This window comes from Caballeronia sp. PC1, assembly GCF_021353155.1.
Taxonomy (GTDB): domain Bacteria; phylum Pseudomonadota; class Gammaproteobacteria; order Burkholderiales; family Burkholderiaceae; genus Caballeronia; species Caballeronia cordobensis.
On sequence record NZ_JAJUBH010000003.1, the window covers coordinates 1,137,748 to 1,157,000 of the forward strand.

At 67.1% G+C, this 19,253-nt stretch carries 5 protein-coding genes; 3 read left to right on the forward strand and 2 right to left on the reverse strand.

All coding sequences use genetic code 11. The annotated features are described in order from the left end of the window. Positions 1 to 42: 42 nt before the first annotated feature. On the reverse strand, positions 43 to 960 hold the full coding sequence (gene kdgD / locus LY284_RS29790) for a 5-dehydro-4-deoxyglucarate dehydratase (protein ID WP_014252710.1): 918 nt from the start codon (positions 958 to 960) through the stop codon (positions 43 to 45). Between the two features lie 203 nt (positions 961 to 1,163). Here kdgD and garD point away from each other — a divergent pair, with 203 nt between their 5' ends. Beyond that, on the forward strand, positions 1,164 to 2,756 hold the full coding sequence (gene garD, locus LY284_RS29795; protein WP_014252709.1) for a galactarate dehydratase: 1,593 nt from the start codon (positions 1,164 to 1,166) through the stop codon (positions 2,754 to 2,756). Between the two features lie 61 nt (positions 2,757 to 2,817). On the opposite strand, the gene LY284_RS29800 is transcribed toward garD, so the two are convergent. Further along, entirely contained in the window at positions 2,818 to 4,566 is a 1,749-nt protein-coding gene (locus LY284_RS29800; protein ID WP_233389706.1) for a cyclic peptide export ABC transporter, read from the reverse strand. 219 nt (positions 4,567 to 4,785) lie between these two features. On the opposite strand from LY284_RS29800, the gene LY284_RS29805 reads away from it, so the two are divergent. Further along, the gene (locus LY284_RS29805) at positions 4,786 to 14,292 is read left to right on the forward strand and encodes a non-ribosomal peptide synthetase (protein ID WP_233389707.1); all 9,507 of its coding nucleotides are present in this window, start codon (positions 4,786 to 4,788) and stop codon (positions 14,290 to 14,292) included. Continuing rightward, complete coding sequence (locus tag LY284_RS29810; RefSeq protein WP_233389708.1) at positions 14,289 to 19,244, forward strand: non-ribosomal peptide synthetase; 4,956 nt, start codon at positions 14,289 to 14,291, stop codon at positions 19,242 to 19,244. The genes LY284_RS29805 and LY284_RS29810 overlap by 4 nt, the downstream gene beginning before the upstream one ends. Positions 19,245 to 19,253: the final 9 nt, after the last annotated feature.

The window sequence follows — 19,253 nt, forward strand, 5'->3', positions numbered from 1 at the left end:
GAAGCGCCACAAAGCGCTTCCCGTGTCTCCGGCTGGTGACGCTTACTGCGCGCCGAGCTTCTTGATGAGCGCGTCGAGCTGTTCCATTTCTTCGCCGGTCAGATCGGTCAGCGGTGCGCGCACCGGGCCCGCGTCGTGGCCGACGAGCTTCGCGCCCGCCTTGACGATCGACACGGCGTAACCGGCCTTGCGGTTGCGGATCTTCAGGTACGGCAGGAAGAATTCGTCGATCAGGCGGCCCGTGGTCGCGTGATCTTCCGCGGCGATCGCGCGGTAGAACTCCATCGCCGTCTTCGGGATGAAGTTGAACACCGCCGACGAATACACCGGCACGCCCAGCGCCTTGTAGGCGGCGGCATAGACTTCCGCCGTCGGCAGGCCGCCGAGGTACGAGAAGCGATCGCCGAGACGGCGGCGGATCGTCACCATGTTCTCGATTTCGCCGACGCCGTCCTTGAAGCCGATCAGGTTCGGGCAGCTTTCCGCGAGCTGTTCCAGCATGTCGGCGTTGAGCTTCGAGTTCGCGCGGTTATAGATGATGACGCCCATGTTCGGCACGGCCTTGCACACTTCTTCCGCGTGATTGCGGATGCCGTCCTGGGAGGCTTCCGTCAGGTAATGCGGCATGAGCAGCACGCCTTGCGCGCCCTGGCGTTCGGCTTCCTGCGCGAAGGCGATCGCCGTGCGCGTCGGGCCGCCCGCGCCCGCGAGAATCGGCACCTTGCCGCGGCACACTTCGGTGGCCGTCTTCACGATCTGCGAATATTCGGGTTGCGTCAGCGAAAAGAACTCGCCCGTGCCGCCCGCGACGAACAACGCCGAAGCACCGTACGGAGCCAGCCATTCGAGGCGCTCGGCGTACGTGTCCGCGCGGAAGTTGCCCTGGCTGTCGAAATCCGTCACGGGGAAGGAAAGCAGGCCTTCGGAAACGATTTGCTTCAGTTCTTGCGGTGTCGTCATGGTGATGAAGTCTCGATGGTCGGCGACCGGCGATGGCCGATCTCGTAAGTCATCGTACAACATAGACCGTCGTCGGACAACCGATTTAACGCTTTGAAATCAATGAATCCGGGTAAATACTAACCAATTGTGACCATCTATGTTGTAGGATGACATAACTCCAGCCGCAGCCACGCGGTGTGTTTGCTCAAGGATTCGTCAGAATGAATCAGTCTCCCCTCTATATCCGTGTCCATCCGGACGACAACGTCGCGATCGTCGTGAACGACGGCGGTCTCGGCGAAGGCGCCACGTTCGCCGACGGCCTCGTGCTGCGCGAGCGCGTGCCGCAGGGCCACAAGGTCGCGCTGAAGGATCTCGCGGAAGGCGACGCGGTGATGCGCTACAACGTGGTGATCGGCTATGCGACGAAAGCGCTGCCGAAGGGAAGCTGGATCAACGAGCATGTCACCCGCATGCCGGCTTCGCCCGAACTGCACGATCTGCCGATGGCGACGATCAAGGCGCCGGACGAATCGCCGCTGGAAGGCTTCACGTTCGAGGGCTATCGCAACGCGGACGGGTCCGTCGGCACGCGCAACATCCTCGCGATCACGACGACCGTGCAGTGCGTCGCGGACGTCGTGCAGCACGCGGTCACGCGCATCAAGGCGGAACTGCTGCCGCGGTATCCGAACGTCGACGATGTCGTGAGCCTCGGCCATACCTACGGCTGCGGCGTCGCCATCGACGCGCCCGATGCGATGGTGCCGATCCGCACAGTGCGCAACATCGCGCTGAACCCGAACTTCGGCGGCGAAGTGATGATGGTGTCGCTCGGCTGCGAAAAGCTTCAGCCCGAGCGCCTGATGCCGCCGGGCACGATTCCGATCGCGGCGGCGTCGGCGCAAATCGAAGACGTCGCGGATATCGGCGACAACACGCACGACGACAACGGCGGCACGGTCGTGCTGCAGGACGAGGCGCATGTCGGCTTCGCCTCGATGATCGAGTCGATCATGCGCATGGCCGACACGCATCTGAAGCGCCTGAACAATCGCCGCCGCGAGACGTGTCCGGCGGCGGATCTGGTTGTCGGGGTGCAGTGCGGCGGCAGCGATGCGTTTTCCGGCCTGACGGCGAATCCGGCCGTGGGCTTCGCGACCGATCTGCTGGTGCGCGCGGGCGCGACCGTGATGTTCTCGGAAGTGACCGAAGTGCGCGATGGCGTCGCGCAACTGACGGCGCGCGCGGCAAACGGCGAAGTGGCGCAGGCGATCATCCGCGAAATGCAGTGGTACGACGACTATCTGAAGCGCGGCGGCGCGGACCGCAGCGCCAACACGACGCCGGGCAACAAGAAGGGCGGGCTGTCGAACATCGTCGAGAAGGCGATGGGGTCCATCGTCAAATCGGGCAGCTCGGCGATTTCCGGCGTGCTGTCGCCGGGCGAGAAGGTGAAGCAGAAGGGCCTGATCTACGCGTCGACGCCTGCGAGCGATTTCATCTGCGGCACGCTGCAACTGGCGGCGGGCATCAACCTGCATGTCTTCACGACGGGGCGCGGCACGCCGTACAGCCTCGCCGAAGTGCCGGTGCTCAAGGTCGCGACGCGCTCCGATCTGGCGCGCCGCTGGCACGATCTCATGGACGTGAACGCGGGCACCATCGCGACGGGCGAGGCGACCATCGCCGATGTGGGCTGGGAGCTGTTCCGGCTGATGCTCGATGTGGCGAGCGGCAGGAAGCAGACGAAGGCCGAGGCGCTCAAGCTGCATAACGCGCTCGTGCTGTTCAATCCGGCGCCGGTGACCTAATCCGCCGCTGGACGTCGCGCATGCAAAAAGGGCCGCTTCGCGCGGCCCTTTTCGTGTTCGCTTACCCCTCCGTGCCGTTTCCTTGTGGCACGTCATCCACCGCCGCGGCCCGCACGCCGCCGCCGCGCGTCTCGTTCACCACCATGCCGTTTTCCAGCTTGAGCACGCGATCCGCGATCGGGAAGTACCGGTCGTCGTGCGTCACGACGATCACCGTCTTGCCGCGCGCGCGCAACTCCGGCAGCAATTGCTCGTAAAACACCGCCTTGAACGCGGGGTCCTGGTCCGCCGCCCATTCATCGAAGAGATAGAGCGGGCGGTCTTCCAGATAAGCGACGACGAGCGCCAGCCGCTTGCGCTGCCCCGTGGAAAGCGAGCGCGTCGAGAACGCGCCGTCGATCACCTTCACCTTGTGATCCAGCGCGAGCCTGGCGACGAGCGCATTGGCGCGCGCATCCGCCGCCGCGCGCGACGCATCGTTCGGATCGACGATGCCGAGCAGCGCATCGAACAGATGGAAATCGTTGAACACCGCCGTGAAGCGCTCGCGATACGCCGCGCGCGCGTGTTCGGCCACCGGCTTGCCATCGACTTCGATCACGCCGGACTCCGGCTCGTAGAGGCCCGTCAGCACCTTGGCGAGCGTGGTCTTGCCGCTGCCGTTGCCGCCGACGATGAACACGAGCTCGCCCGGCCTGAACGTCAGATCGACGGGGCCAATACGGAACATGCGCTCGTCGCGCTCATGAAAATACGAATGCGTGACGCCGCGCATGCTGAGCGTTTCGAAGGCCGCGTCCTTCGCCGATGAAACCGGCGCGGCCTGCACGCGCACGCTGCCGAACTCCGCCATCACCTTCTCGATGCGCCCGAGCGACACGCGCGCAGCGTTCAGCGTCGGAATGTTGTTGAGCAGGCCGTCGAGCGGCACGAGCATGAAGAGAAACACGACGACATAGCCCGCGGTCGCGGCGGCATCGGCGCGCACGCCGAGCGATGGCCAGAACGCGGCCGCGCCGAGAAAGCCATAGAACAGAAAGATGATCCAGCCGACGCCGACCGCATACGCGCTGAACGCACGCCGGCGATGATCGCGCACTTCACCGATCGCCGCGCCAAGCTGCCCGTCGACGAACTGCTGCGAGCGCGCGCGATGCAGCTTCAGCTCCTTCGCGCCCGCAAAGAGCGAACCGAGATAGCCGAAGAGCTTGTCCTGCGATTGCCCCGCGGCTTCGAGCGACGCGATCGCGCGCCTGTCGCCCAGGTGATAGCCGAGCGAACCCGTGATGATTGCCGCGAGCGCGAGCAGGCACACCGGCCACGAGAGCCACGCGAGATAGCCGAGGCATCCGAACACGATCGAGCCGTGCATGACGATGTTCGGCAGCGCGAAGAATAGCATCGATACATTGGTGGCGTCGTCGGTCAGAACGGATTGCACGGGCGCCGCGCCGATACGCTCGACATCGCGCAATTCGGCTGCCGCCACGCGCCGCGCGACATGCTCGCGCAGTTGCGCCATCGTGTCCTGCGAGAGCCGCGCGAAGAGCACGCCCGAGATCACGCGCGTAATCAGCGCAACCACCGCGCACAACGCAAAGCGCCATGCGAGTGAGGCATCGGCGGATGCGGTCGTCGATAGCGCGCGATTGAGCGTCGCGACGAGCATCACGCTCGCGATGCCGTTCAGCACGCACGCGACGAGCGCGACTCCGAATGCGCCGCGCGAGCGCTTGAGCAGCGCGAGGATCAGGCGCGCGGCGGGCTTTTGCGTCGCGGAAGAACTTGAAGGCTCGTGTATGGCGGTCATTGGCAAGGCATCGCTGAAGTAAGAAAGGCGGCGCTGGAATGCGCCTCTACATAGAGACGTTTCAGCGCGGCGAATCTTTAGCGGATGGAGCGCATAAAAACTGCGCGGTAAAAATTCTTTCGCGCGATTCGTCATCCCGAGTGAAGCCGCATTTTGAGCGGCGCCCCGTTCATGCCGCAGCAATTGCCGATGCGGACAGAACCCAAGGAATTCATGCCGATGACGAGTTTCCCGACCGCGCTTCATCTTCGTATTCAAGCGCTCGCACGCGTTCAACCCGATGCGCCCGCGCTCGCGTTCAATGCCCACGACGACGCGCGTCTTTCGCGCGGCGAACTCGATGCCCGCGCGTCCCGTCTCGCGGCGCGGCTGCGTGCGTCGGGCGTCGGCGCTGAAGTGCGCGTGGGCGTGTGCGTCGAGCGTTCCTGCGAACTGTTCGTCGCGCTCCTCGCCGTGCTGAAGGCGGGCGGCGTGTTCGTGCCGCTCGATCCGCATCATCCCGCTGCGCGGCTCGACTGGATCGCGAAGGATGCGGGCCTCGTGCACGGTATCGTCGATGAACACGCCGGCGAGGCGATGCGCGCGCGGTTCGCGCGATGCTTCGACGTGCAGGACGACCGCGCCGATGCCCCCGCGCTCGATCGCGACACGCCCGTGCATCCGCGCGCGGCCGCGTACATGATCTACACGTCGGGATCGACCGGCACGCCGAAAGCCGTCGTGGTCGAGCACGGTCCGCTCGCCGCGCATTGCGATGCGCTCGCGCAGGCGCTCGGCATCGGCGAAGGCGATAGCCTGCTGCACTTCGCATCGGTCAATTTCGATGCCGCGCACGAATGCTGGCTCGCGCCGCTCGCGGTGGGCGCGCGCATCGTCATCACCGCGCCGCCGCCGTTCGCGCCCGATGCGGCGCACGCGCTGATCGAACGCGAGCGCGTGAACGTGGCCGCGTTTCCGCCTGCCTATCTGCGCGAATTCGCGGCCGTCGCCGAGCGCAAAGGCGTGCCGGCATCGCTGCGCGTGCTCGCGTTCGGCGGCGAGGCGCTGTCGCGCGAAGCGTTCGCGCGTGTGCGGCGCGTCTTTGCCGCGCAGCGTCTCATCAACGGCTATGGTCCGACCGAAGCCGTGATTTCGCCGATGCTGTGGCCGGTCGAGCCGCATGTCACACCCGATCTCGGCGATGCCGATGCTTACGCGGCGCTGCCTATCGGAGGCGTGATCGGTGAGCGTGTCGCGCGCATCGACGAAGGCGAGTTGCTGCTCGGCGGCGCGTGCATCGCGCGCGGCTATCACGGACGCGCCGCGCTGACCGCCGAGCGCTTCGTGCCGGACGCATCGGGCGCGCCGGGCGCGCGCATCTATCGCACGGGCGATCTCGCGCGCCAACGTCCCGACGGCGCCTACGATTATCTTGGCCGCATCGACGATCAGGTGCAGGTTCGCGGCGTGCGCGTGGAGCCCGCGGAAATCGCGGCCTGCCTGCGCGCGCATCCATCGATTCGCGATGCCGCCGTGCTCGCCGAATCGACGAATGGCCGCACGCAACTCATCGCCTGTTTCGTGCTCGCCCACGAAAGCGCGACCGATGCCGCGCTGAAAAGCTATCTCGCGGAACACTTGCCCGCGGCGTGGCAGCCGCATCGTTTCGTGCGGCTCGCGCGCTTGCCTTATACGCTCAACGGTAAGCTCGACCGCGATGCGTTGAAGGCACAGGCCGCGTCAGCATCGACCGCACGCGACATCGTTGCGCCGGAGGCCGATACCGAACGCCGTCTCGCGCAGATCTGGCAGCGCATTCTCGACGATGCCGCGCCTGTCGGCCGGGCCGATCGCTTTTTCGCGCGCGGCGGCGATTCGCTTGCGGCGATGCAATTGCAGGCCGCCATCCGTATCGAATGGCGCGTGAATCTGCGGCTCGATGCGATCTTCGACGATCCCACGCTGGAGAAGCTTGCCGCATCGATCGATGCGAGCGAGCGGGAAGCAGACGGCGTGGCGATCGTGCGAAGCGTTCGCACGGCGAACGCGCGTTTCATCGACAGGCCCGCTTCGTTCGCGCAGCAACGCTTCTGGGCGCTTGCGCAGACGAGAGACGCGGGCTCGGCGTATCACATCGCGGGCCACTGGACTATCAGCGGCAAGCTCGATGTCCGTGCATTGCAACGCGCGCTCGATCATCTGATCGATCGTCACGAGGCATGGCGCACGACGCTCGTCGAGAATGACGACGGCATTGTCATGCAGCGCATTCATGCGTCGCTGCCGGTGACGATCGAACAAGCAAGCCCCGAACTATCCGCTGACGCGCACGCGAGCGAAGCGTTCGATCTGTCCGGCGGCCCCTTGTTGCGCGCGACGCTCGTCACGTTCGACGAGGACTCGCATCGCCTGATGCTCACGGCTCATCACGCGATTACGGATGGCTACAGTTCGCGCATCGTCTTCGACGAGCTTGCGAAAGCGTATAGCGCGTATGTACAAGGCGATGAACCCGCGTTGCCCGCGCTGCCGGTTCAGTACGCGGATTACGCGCAATGGCAGCGCGATGTGGTCGCCAGCGAAGAGGGCGAGCGCCAGCTTTCGTACTGGCGTAAAGCGCTCGATGCCGCGCCCGAACCGCTCGCGCTGCCTTGCGACCGCGCCCGTCCCGCCACGCGCGATCATCGCGGCGCACGCGTGTCGTTGCGCTTGTCCGCGGATACATCGAACGCGTTGCGCGAACTCGCGCGGGAGACGCACACGTCGGCGTTCGTCGTGCTGCTCGCCGCGTTCGACGCGTGGCTTCACCGGCTCACCGGAGCAAACGATTTCGTCGTCGCGGCGCCCGTGGCGCATCGGCAGCGGCCGGAGACGGCGGGCCTCATCGGCTTGTGCCTGAATACGCTGGCGTTGCGTGCGCGCGTGGATTCGCGCCGCACATTCTCCGCATTGATCGATGACGTGCGCAGTCATGCGCTCGACGCATTCGCGCATCAGGACGTGCCCTTCGAGCGCGTGCTCGACGCGGTGAAACCGCCTGTCGCACGAGGCGACGCATGGCTGCGCGTGAAGTTCGCGCAGCAGTTCGATGCGCAACTGAAGGCGACGCTGCCGAATGCGACCGCGATCGCGACGCCCGGCCCCGATCTCGCCGCGCGCTTCGATTTCGCGCTCGATTTCACCGACGATGCGCACGGCATCGAACTCGTCGCGGCGCACGCGCTCGACTGCATCGATGAAACGACCGCGCAGGCCTGGCTCGCGAGCTTCGCGGCGCTCGTCGCGGATGCGGTGCGCGATCCGTCGCGTGCCATCGCATCGCTCGATTGCACGACGCCGGATGCGGAGCGGCAAGGCCGCGCGCTGAGCGTCGAGGCCAGCGATATCCTCGCGCTGATCGCGCAGCATGCGAGCGCGACGCCGCACCGCATCGCACTCGCGGACGCCTCCACGCAGATGACCTTCGCCGAACTCGACGATGCATCGAACCGCATCGCGCTTGCGTTGCGTCACCGCGGCGCGCGGGCGGAACATGCGGTCGCGGTATGCATCGAGCGTTCCGCGCGCTTCGTCGTCGCGTTGATCGGTGCGATGAAAGCGGGCGCATATGCCGCGCCGCTCGATCCGTCGATGCCGCAAGCGCGGCTCGATGCGGCCATCGAAGCATGCGGCGCGCGTCTCGCGCTCGTCGCGATGGCGGACGGCAACGCGCCGCGATCGCTCGGCAACGCGATGTTGCTCGATACCGATACGCTCGCGCACGATACATCGCTCGCCAACGCGGCGATGCCACGCGTGCAGCCCGCGCCGGAGCAAACCGCTTACGTCATCTTCACATCGGGCTCGACGGGTGCGCCCAAGGGCGTGGCCGTGCCGCATCGCGCGCTGGCCGACTACGTGCAGGGCATGCTCGATGAACTCGCTTTCGCGCCCGGCGCATCGATGGCGATGGTCTCGACCGTCGCCGCCGATCTCGGTCACACGACGCTCTTCGGCGCATTGTGCTCGGGCCGCACGCTGCATTTGCTGCCCGCCCGCTGCGCATTCGATCCGGATCTTTTCGCCGCCGAAATGCGCGCGCGCGAAGTGGGCGTCCTGAAGATCGTGCCGAGCCATCTGCATGCCTTGCTCGAAGCGCAGCAGAGCGCCGACGTGCTGCCTTCGCATGCGCTCGTCACGGGCGGCGAAACGCTGCCGTGGGCGCTCGTCGATCGCGTGAAGGCGTTGAAGCCCGCGTGCCGCGTGATCAACCACTATGGGCCGACGGAAGCGACGGTCGGCGCGATCGCCTGCGAGGCGAGCGCATTCGCGGGCATCGAACGCGATGCGCAGGGCGTGCCGATCGGACGTCCATTGCCGAACGCATGCGCTTACGTACTCGATGCGCTTGGCGCACGCGTGCCGCCGGGCGGCATCGGCGAACTGTATCTGGGCGGGCCGGGCGTGGCGCGCGGCTATCTCGGACGCGCGGCCGCCACGGCGGAACGCTTCGTGCCGCATCCGTTCGCGCATGGCGAGCGGCTGTATCGCACCGGCGACCGCGTGCGTCTTCTCGCGGATGGCCACATCGCGTTTCTCGGCCGTCTCGACGATCAGGTGAAGATTCGCGGCTATCGCGTCGAGCCGGGCGAAGTGAGCGCGGCGCTGCGTGCGATCGAAGGCGTGACGCAAGCGGAAACATTGCCCGTCGAGCGTGACGGCAGATTGCAACTCGCGACGTTCGCGACAGGCTCCGTCAAGGACGAAGCCGTGTTGCGCGATGCGCTCGCCGCGCGCTTGCCCGACTACATGATGCCCGCATCGATCCTCGTGCTCGACGCGCTCCCCGTGACGGCCAACGGCAAGATCGACCGCGCCGCGCTGCGCGAGATCGCGATGAAGCCAGCCGAAGCCACTGCATCGGGCGATGCGCCTCAAGGCGAGACCGAAGCAGCGATCGCTTCGGTGTGGATGGACGTCCTGAAGGCGAAGAAGATTGGCCGCGACGATAACTTCTTCGAACTCGGCGGCGATTCCATTCTCGTGCTGCAGGTCATCGCGCGTCTGCGCAAACGCGGCTTGCGTGCGACGCCCAAGCAGATCTTCGATAACGCGACCGTCGCGCAACTCGCACAGGTGGTCAAACCGATCGATGCAAAGGCACCCGCGCCGACAGTGAACGAAGCCGCAGACACGCTGACGCCCGCGCAACTGCGCTTCTTCGCGCTCGACATTCCGCAGCGCGGCCACTGGAACCAGTCGATCGAGTTCGATGCGCATGCCTCGTTCGATCTCGACGCGTTCGCGCGTGCGTTCGATGCGTTGCTCACGCATCACGAGATCTTCAGGCAGCGCTTCGAGAACGGGCGCATGGTGCTTGCGTCGAAGGCATTCGATGCGTTGCCGCTCGCCGCCGTCACCGCGAACGACGATGCCGATGCGCTCGCGCAGTTCGACGCGATCCAGCGCACGCTCGACCTTTCGCGTGGGCCGCTTGCCTGCGCGCTCGCGGCATCGCTGCCGGACGGGCGCACGAAGCTCTACCTCGCGATTCATCATCTGATCGTGGATGGCGTGTCGTGGCGCATCCTGCTCGACGATCTGCAAAGCGCCTATCGCGCGGCGCAAACGCGCGGCATCGCGAGCCTCACGCGCACCGGCGCGACAGCCGCACAATGGGCCGCGCGTCTTGTGAAAGCGGCGCGCGATCCGCACTCGGCGTTTGCCGGCGAAGCGAAGTACTGGGCTTCGACGGCGTCGTTGCTCGACGGTTTGCGTGTCGATCATCCGCACGCGAAGGCGACGAATGCCGACGCCGTTGTGATCGAACAGACGATCGATGCCACGCTCACCCGCGCCGCGCTCGCCGATGCGAACATCGCGTATCGCACGCAGACGGTCGAGGTGCTGATCGCGGCGCTCGCGCATGCGATCGGCGAGACGTGCCGGATCGAGTTGGAAGGACATGGCCGCGAAGCGCTACTCGACGATATCGACGCGAGCCGCACGCTCGGCTGGCTGACGAGCCACTATCCGGTATGCGTGCGCGCCGAGGCATCGCCCGTGGCCACGCTCGCCGCGACGAAGGACACCTTGCGCGCGGTGCCGCATAAAGGCCTCGGCTTCGGCGTGCTGCGTCATTACGGCGACGATGCGACACGCGCCGCGCTCGAAGCGTTGCCGCGCCCGCGCGTGACGTTCAATTATCTCGGCCAGTTCGAGTCGCACGACGCGCGCGATGCGGCCTTCACGCCGCGTTTCGGCGGTGCGGGCTGCGAGCGCGATCCGGCGGGGCCGCTTGGCAACGCGCTCGCGATTCACGCGTATATCGACGACCGCGGCGAGCGCACGCTCAGGCTGCATTGGGTGTATGGCTCGACGCAATTCGAGCGTGCGACGATCGACGGCCTCGCGCAACGCTTCGAAAAAGCGCTCGCCGATATCGTCGCCGCTTGCGCTGAACGCGTCGCGCAAAGGGGCGCGGGCGCGACGCCGGGCGACTTCCCGCTCGCGCGTGACGGCGGCCTGACGCAAGCGGCGCTCGATCGCCTGCCGGCCGATCTGCGCCGCGTCACCGATATCTATCCGCTGTCGCCGATGCAGCACGGCATCCTGTTTCATTCGCTGCTCGCGCCCGAGCAATCGACCTACGTGAACCAGCTCGTCGCGACGCTCGTTTCGCCCGACGTGGAACGCCTGCGCGCGGCGTTCGAGGCAGCGGAGCCGCGTCACGACATTCTGCGCACCGGCTTCACGCACGACGAAGCCGCGCCGATGCAGATCGTGCACCGCCAGGCGCGCATGCCGTTCGACGTATTGGACTGGCGTGAGCGCGCCGACGCGGCGTCGTCGTTCGAAACATGGCTCGCGCAGGACCGCGCACGCGGCTTCGATCTCGCATCGCCGCCACTGATGCGCGTCACGCTGATTCGCCTGAGCGGCGACGAATGGCGCATCGTGTGGACGCGGCATCATCTGCTGCTCGACGGCTGGAGCACCGCGCGCATGTTCGCGGACGTGCTGCGCGATTACATCGAACCGCCGCGCGCGCAGCCGTTCGCCACGCATGCGGTCAAGGCGCGTTATCGCGACTTCATCGCGTGGCTCTCCGCGCGCGACGTGCAGGCGGATGAAGCGTTCTGGCTCGAACGGCTCGCACGTCTGGACGAACCGACACGCATCGCGCAACGCGAGGCCAGCGCTACACCCTCGCTCGACGATCATCGCGCATGGCGCGGCACGTTCGATGCCGCGACGGCCGCGCGCTACGCCGACACCGCGCGCCGTCTGCGCGTGACGCTCAACACGCTCGTGCAAGGGGCGTGGGCGCTCGCATTGCAGCGCATGACGCATCGCACGAGCGTCGCGTTCGGCGCGACGGTCGCGGGCCGTCCCGATGCGCTGACCGATATCGACAGCGTGCTCGGTCTCTTCATCAACACCGTGCCGGTCATCACCGCGCCGCTGCCGCACCGTGCGGCGAGTGCGTGGCTGCGCGAATTGCAGGCGGATAACGCCGCGGCCCACGAACACGCGCATACGCCGCTGGCGGAGATTCAGCGCTGGGCGGGACAGGGCGGCGGCGCGTTGTTCGATACGCTCGTCGTGTTCGAGAACTATCCCGTCGACGAAGCCTGGGCGGGGGGCGATGCGCGCGCGCTGAAGATGCGCGATCTGCGCAACATCGAAGCGACCGATTTCGCGCTGACGCTCGTCATCGAGGCGGGCGAGTCGATCGTTATCGATTACGGCTACGACGCCGCGCGTCTCGACGAATCGCGTGTGATCGCCTTGCATCACGCGTTGTCGGCCTGTCTCGATGCGTTCGCCGCCGACGCGGACGCACCGCTCGGCGCGATCTCCCTCGCCGCCGAACATGCGCGGTTCAATGCGACGGCGCACACATGGAGCGATGTGCAAAACGCGCCGCTGCACCGGCAATTCGAACGCATGGCACAGCGCGCGCCGGATGCGATCGCGCTCGAAATGGCCGCTCACGATGGCGCCTTGCATCGCATGACGTATGCCGAACTGAACGCGCACGCGGATCGCGTCGCGGCGGCGCTCGTCGCGTCGGGCGTCGCGCCGGACACGGCGGTCGCGTTGTGCGTCGAGCGTTCGTTCGACATGGTCGTAGCGCTCTTCGGCGTGTTGAAGGCAGGCGCGGCGTATCTGCCGATCGATCCGGACTATCCGGCGGATCGCATCGCCTACCTGCTCGACGATGCGAAGCCCGCCGTCGTGCTGACGCAAGCGCACTTGCGCGAGCGGGTCGAAGCGGCGGCGGCGCACGCGCGCGTTGTCGATATCGGCGCGCTCATGCAGAACGATGCGTCGCTCGAAGCGCCCATCGACGTCACCGGCGCGCATCTCGCGTATCTCATCTATACGTCGGGCTCGACAGGCAAGCCGAAAGGCGCGGGCAATACGCATGGCGCGCTCGCGAACCGCATCGCGTGGATGCAGGACGCGTATCGGTTGAAGCATGACGATGTCGTGCTTCACAAAACGCCGTTCGGCTTCGATGTGTCCGTGTGGGAGTTCGTGTGGCCGCTCGCGACGGGCGCTACGCTCGCCATCGCCGCGCCCGGCGATCATCGCGATCCGGCGCGCCTTGTCGCGGCTATCGAAGCGCATCGCGTGAGCACACTGCATTTCGTGCCGTCGATGCTCGCGGCGTTCGTCGCGCATCTCGACGAGTTCGGTGAGGCGGCGCGTTGCACGAGCATCGAACGCATCGTCGCGAGCGGCGAGGCGCTGGCGCCCGAACTCGTCGCGCGCGTCGCAAGGCTCTTGCCGAATGCGCGCCTGTACAACCTCTATGGTCCGACCGAAGCGGCGATCGACGTGTCGCACTGGACGTGCGGCGCAAGCGATATCGATGCGCCTTCGGTGCCCATCGGTCATCCGATCGCGAACCTGCAACTGCATGTGCTCGATGCGGCCATGCATCCGGTTCCTGAAGGCGCAATCGGCGAGCTGTATCTCGGCGGCGCGGGTCTTGCGCGCGGCTATCTCGAACGCGCGGCGCTGACGGCCGAGCGCTTCGTGCCCGATCCGTTCGTCGCGGGCGCGCGTCTTTATCGCACGGGCGATCTTGCTCGCCGGCGCGATGACGGAGCGCTCGACTATCTCGGGCGCATCGATACGCAAGTGAAGCTGCGCGGACAGCGCATCGAGCCGGGCGAAATCGAAGCGCTCCTGCGCGCCGAGCCGAACGTGCGCGATGCCGTCGTTATCGTGCGCGACGAGCAATTGATCGGCTACATCGCGTGCGCCACGCCCGCATCGTTCGATGAAACCGCCGTGCTCGATTCGCTGCGTGCGCAACTGCCCGCGTATATGACGCCCGCCCATGTGATCGCGCTCGATGCGCTGCCCGTCACGCCGAACGGCAAGTGCGACCGCAACGCTTTGCCCGCGCCGGCACGCACGCAGCGCACCGTCGAGCCGCTGCGTACGCAGACCGAACGCGATCTGGCCGCGATCTGGCAGCGCGTGCTGCCTATCGAAGGCACGGAAAGCATCGGACGCGACGACGATTTCTTCGCGCTCGGCGGCCATTCGCTGCTCGCGACGCAGGCAAACGCGCAAGCCAATCTGCACTGGTCGCTCACGCTGCCGCTGCGCACGCTCTTCGACGAACGCACGCTCGCACGCTGCGCCGCCGCGATCGATGCGGCGCTGACTCAACGCAACGCCGCAGGCGGCGCGCATGACGCGGCGAGCGCCATCGACGCCCTGCTCGGTGAACTGGAGACCCAATGAGCATCACCCAACCCGATCTGCTTTCGCTCGCGACGCGCTTCGCGCAGTTGCCCGATGCGCAGCGCAAGGTGTTCGTCGCGCGGCTCGCCGACGCGGGCATCGACTTTCGCATGCTGCCGATTCCGCCGCGCGCGCGAGGTGACGCATGCGAATCGAGCGTGGCCGCATCGTTCGCGCAGACGCGTCTGTGGCTGCACGCGCGCATGATCGACGAGCCCGCTGCGTATCACATCACCGAACGGCTGCGGCTCGACGGCGCGCTCGATGCGAACGCGCTGCGTCTTTCATGCGATGCATTGATCGCGCGCCACGAAGCGCTGCGCACGACCTTCGCCGAAAGCGCGGACGGCGTGCTGCAAACGGTGCATGCGCCGATGCGCTGTCCGTGGCAAGCGGTGGATCTCACGCACACTCCTGTTGAACAACGTGAGACGCGCGCCGCAGCCCTTGCGCTTGCCGACGAATCGCGTCCCTTCGATCTCGCGCATGCGCCGCTCGTGCGCGCGCATCTCGTGAAGCTCGACGCGAACACGCACTGGCTCTCGCTGACGACGCATCACATCGTGTCCGATGGCTGGTCCGCCGATATCGCGCTGGCCGAGCTGGCCTCGTTCTATCGCGCCTATGCGCGGGGCGAGGCGGTCTCGGTCGCACCGTTGCCGATCCAGTACGCCGATTACGCGCTCTGGCAGCGCCGCTGGCTCGACGCGGGCGAGCGCGACCGTCAGCTCGATTTCTGGCGCGCGCGGCTCGATCCGTCGCGCGACGTGTTGATGCTGCCCGGTGCCGCGGCGCGTCCCGGCGAGCGCAGCGCACGCGGCGCGCGTCACGTCTTCGCGCTCGATGCCGCGCTCGCCGCGCGCTTGCGTTCGTTCGCCAACGCGCGCCGCGCAACGCCGTTCGCGGTGCTGCTCGCGGCGCTCGATGCGCTTTTCGCGCGGGCCTCGGGCGAAGCGCATATTCAGATCGGCGTGCCCGCCGCGAATCGCGAGCGCGCGGAGACGGCGGGGCTCATCGGCTTTTTCGTCAACACGCTGACACTTGCGGCGCGCGTCGAGCCGTCGCAGCCGTTCGCGGCCCTCGTCGACGCGGCGCAAGGCGCGCTCGTCGATGCGCAATCGCATCAGGACGTGCCCTTCGAGCAGGTCGTGGAAGCGCTCGGCGTCGCGCGCAGCGCGAGTCATCATCCGCTCTTTCAGGTGATGGCTGCCTACGGTGCGCGGCGCGCGCTGCCCGCCTTCGCCGATGTACGCGCGACCGAACTGCCCTCGGGCGCGCCGTTCGCCAAGTTCGATCTCACCGCAAACTTCGAAGAGCGCGCGGACGGCACGCTGGCCGCGGCGTTCATCTATGCGCTCGATCTCTTCGATGCCGACGCCATCGAGCGGCTCGCGCGGCGCTTCGTCGAACTGTTGCGCACTGCGCTGGATGCGCCGGACACGCGCGTCGGCGATCTGCAATGGCTGCCGCACGACGAACGCGCGCAACTCGACGCGTGGAATCGCAACGCGCCCGCAAACGTGCAAGCGTTCGTCTCCGTGCAGGAACGCATCGCGCGCCATGCGCGTGCAAAGCCCGATGCGCGCGGCGTCGCGGACATGGCGCGCGCCTTCACGCGCGGCGAAGTCGATGCGCGCGCGGCACGTATCGCGCAACGGCTCGTGGATGCGGGCGTGCGCGCGGAGACGCGCGTGGGCGTCGCGCTCGGGCGCTCGGTCGATCTGCTCGTCGGCCTGATCGGCGCGCTGAAGTCGGGCGGCGCGTTCGTGCCGCTCGATCCGAGCCATCCGCGCGAACGTCTCGCGCAGATTCTCGACGACGCGCACATCGAGCACATCGTGACCGAACGCGCGAGCCTGAAGGCGCTGCCCGTTCCCGCGAACGCGCGCATTCTGCTGCTCGACGACGAATCCCTCTACGCCGACGATGAAACGTCGCGCATCGTGTTGCCCGAAGTGGCACCCGAACAGGCGGCCTACGCGATCTATACATCGGGTTCGACGGGCAAGCCGAAGGGCGTGATCGTCGATCACGGTTCGTTCGCGCGGCACTGCGTGGCCATCGCCGAACGCTACGGCGCGACGCAGAACGACACCTTCATGCTGTTCCAGTCCGTCAACTTCGATGGCGCGCACGAGGGCTGGTTTTCGCAGTACATCTGCGGCGCAGCCGTCGCGATCACGGCCGATACGCTGTGGCCGCCCGCGCTCACCTGCAAGCTGATGAACAAGGAAGGCGTGACGATGACCTACGTGCCGCCCGGCTGCGCGACGCAGCTCGCGGAATGGGCGCTCGTGCACGGTGCGCCGCCCACGTTGAAGTCGATTACGGTCGGCGGCGAAGCGACCTCTCGCGAAGCCTTCGCGCTGATGCGCCGCGCGTTTCCGAATGCACGCATCGTCAATGGTTATGGTCCGACGGAAACCGTCATCACGCCGATGCTGTGGATGTTCAATCCCGGCGACGATCCCGCGAAGCTCGCGGATTGCGCGTATCTGCCGATCGGCACGCTCGTCGGCGCGCGCACGGCGCATGTGCTCGATGAGCGTTTGCATCGGCTGCCGGTCGGCGTGATCGGCGAGCTGTATCTCGGCGGTGAGGGCGTGGGTGTGGCGCGCGGCTATCTGGACCGGCCCGCGCTGACCGCCGAACGCTTCGTGCCCGATCCCTACGGCGCGCCGGGCGCGCGGCTCTATCGCACGGGCGATCTCGTGCGCCGCCGCGCGGATGGCGTGTTCGATTTCATCGGCCGCGTCGATCATCAGGTGAAGCTGCGCGGCTTGCGGATCGAACTCGGCGAGATCGAGGCGCAACTCGCCGCGCACGACGACGTGCGCGAGGCCTGCGCCGTGGTCCGCGGCAAGGGCGCGCAGGCGGCGCTCGTCGCCTATGTCGAACTGAAAGCGGATGCGCGCGAACGCGCCGCGCTGGGCCGCGCCGCGGATGCCGCCGAACTCGACGCGCACTTGCGCCGCACGCTGCCCGATTACATGGTGCCGGCGCATATCGTCGTGCTCGATGCGTTGCCGCGCAACGCGAACAGCAAGGTCGATCGCGCAGTGCTGCCCGAGCCGCCGAAAAAGGAACGCATCTACGAAGCGCCAGCGGCGGGCGTGGAAGCCGCACTCGCGAAGATATGGCGCGAGGTGCTGAATGCCGAACGCGTCGGGCGCGCGGATCATTTCTTCGAACTGGGCGGGCATTCGCTCGCGGCGGTGCGCGTCGTGACGCGGATTGCGGAGACGCTCGCCCGCGATGTGCCGGTGCGCGCGTTGTTCGAGACGCCGGTGTTGTCGCAGTATGCGAAGCGCGTGTTGCAGGCGAGCGTGTGCGAAGGCGCGGCGGACGCCGTGCAAACCGCATTCGCGCCCGATGAAAACGGCGTATGGCCGCTCTCCGCGGCGCAACTCGGCCTGTGGTTCCTGTGGCGCGCGCAGCCGCAAAGCGCCGCCTACAACATTCCGGTCGCGGTGCGCATGCGCGGCCCGCTCGATGCCGATGCGCTGCGCGAGGCGCTTGCCCAAGCCGCCGCGCGTCATCCGGCGTTGCGCACGCAACTGGTGGAACGCGAGGGCGCATTGCCCGGCCAGCGCATCGCGCCGATGTCGCGCCTCGAATTGCCGGCGATCGATCTGGCGGGCCGTATCGACGAAGCGAAGCGCATGACGGATGAAGACGCGCTCACGCCGTTCGATCTCGCCGCCGCGAAACAACTGTGGCGCGCGCGTTTGCTGCGCATTGCCGACGACGATCACGTGTTGTCGCTCGTCGTGCATCACATCGTGTCGGACGGGACATCGATCGATCTGTGGCTCGACGATATCCGCGCGACTTACGTTGCCTTGCAAAAGGGCGCGTCGGTGTCGGAGCGGGCCTCGCATGCACTCGTGCTGCCGTCGTCCGCAACGGGCGCGCGGCTCGCGTTCTGGCGCGATGCGCTGCGCGAATTGCCCGCGATCGCCTTGCCCGCGCCCGCCTCGGGGCGTGTGGACGATCCGCAATGGTTCGCGAGCCGTATCGCGTTCGATCTCGACGATGCGCTCGTCACCCGCGCCCGCGCGCTCGCGATGGAATGCCACGCCACGCTGCCGATGCTGCTGCACGCGGCATTGAACGCCGCGCTGCACGGTTTGACGGGCGCGGCCGATCAGCCTGTGGGCGTGCTCGCATCGACCCGTGAATCGACCGGCGACGCCGCACGCGACGCGCTCGGGCTCTTCATCAACGCGGTCGTCGTGCGCACGCGCATCGCCGGCGGCGACACGCCCGCGAGCTTGCTTGCCAGCGTGCGCGACGCCGCGCTCGCCGCTTATGCGCACGCCGACGTGCCATTCGCCGAGGTCGTCGCCGCGGCGAATGCGCAGCGGCCCGGCGCGGGCAATCCGCTCTTTCAGGTGATGTTCAACTACCTTCGCCCCGCCGCGATGGCCGCGCGCGATTGGGCGGGCCTTGCCATCGAAGGCTTCGACGACGTGCGTCATCGCGTGGTGTTCGATCTCGAACTGGACGTCACCGAGTATCCGGACGGCCGCGTGAGTTGCGCGTTTTCATACGCGAACGAACGTGTCGATGGCGCATTCGTCGATGCCCTCGCGAAGCGTTATCTCGCGACCGTCGAACGATTCGCGCACGCGCCGCACGATGCATTCGGCGCAATCGAAGTCGCATTCGCGCATGCCGGACACGCCGTTGTAGCGGCGGCACACGATGAGGACACGAGCGAAGCCCGCGCACTCGCCGGCATCTGGCGCGAACTGTTCGACGGCCAGACCGTCGCGCCGCACGACGATCTGTTCGCAGCGGGCGCGACCTCGTTCGCCGTCGTGCGCTTTGTCGATGCGGCGCGCCGAGCGGGCTTCGACATCGCCATTCAGGACGTTTTCGCCACGCCGCATTGCGCGGGCCTTGCCGCGACGCTCGCGCGCCGCGTGTCGCTCAGCATCGACCAATGACATTCGTGA

Bases quoted from the DNA above. Each gene is read 5' to 3' on its own strand.
- LY284_RS29800 (WP_233389706.1), bottom strand. From the start codon at position 4,566: ATGACCGCCATACACGAGCCTTCAAGTTCTTCCGCGACGCAAAAGCCC.
- LY284_RS29810 (WP_233389708.1), top strand. From the start codon at position 14,289: ATGAGCATCACCCAACCCGATCTGCTTTCGCTCGCGACGCGCTTCGCG.
- kdgD (WP_014252710.1), bottom strand. From the start codon at position 960: ATGACGACACCGCAAGAACTGAAGCAAATCGTTTCCGAAGGCCTGCTT.
- garD (WP_014252709.1), top strand. From the start codon at position 1,164: ATGAATCAGTCTCCCCTCTATATCCGTGTCCATCCGGACGACAACGTC.
- LY284_RS29805 (WP_233389707.1), top strand. From the start codon at position 4,786: ATGACGAGTTTCCCGACCGCGCTTCATCTTCGTATTCAAGCGCTCGCA.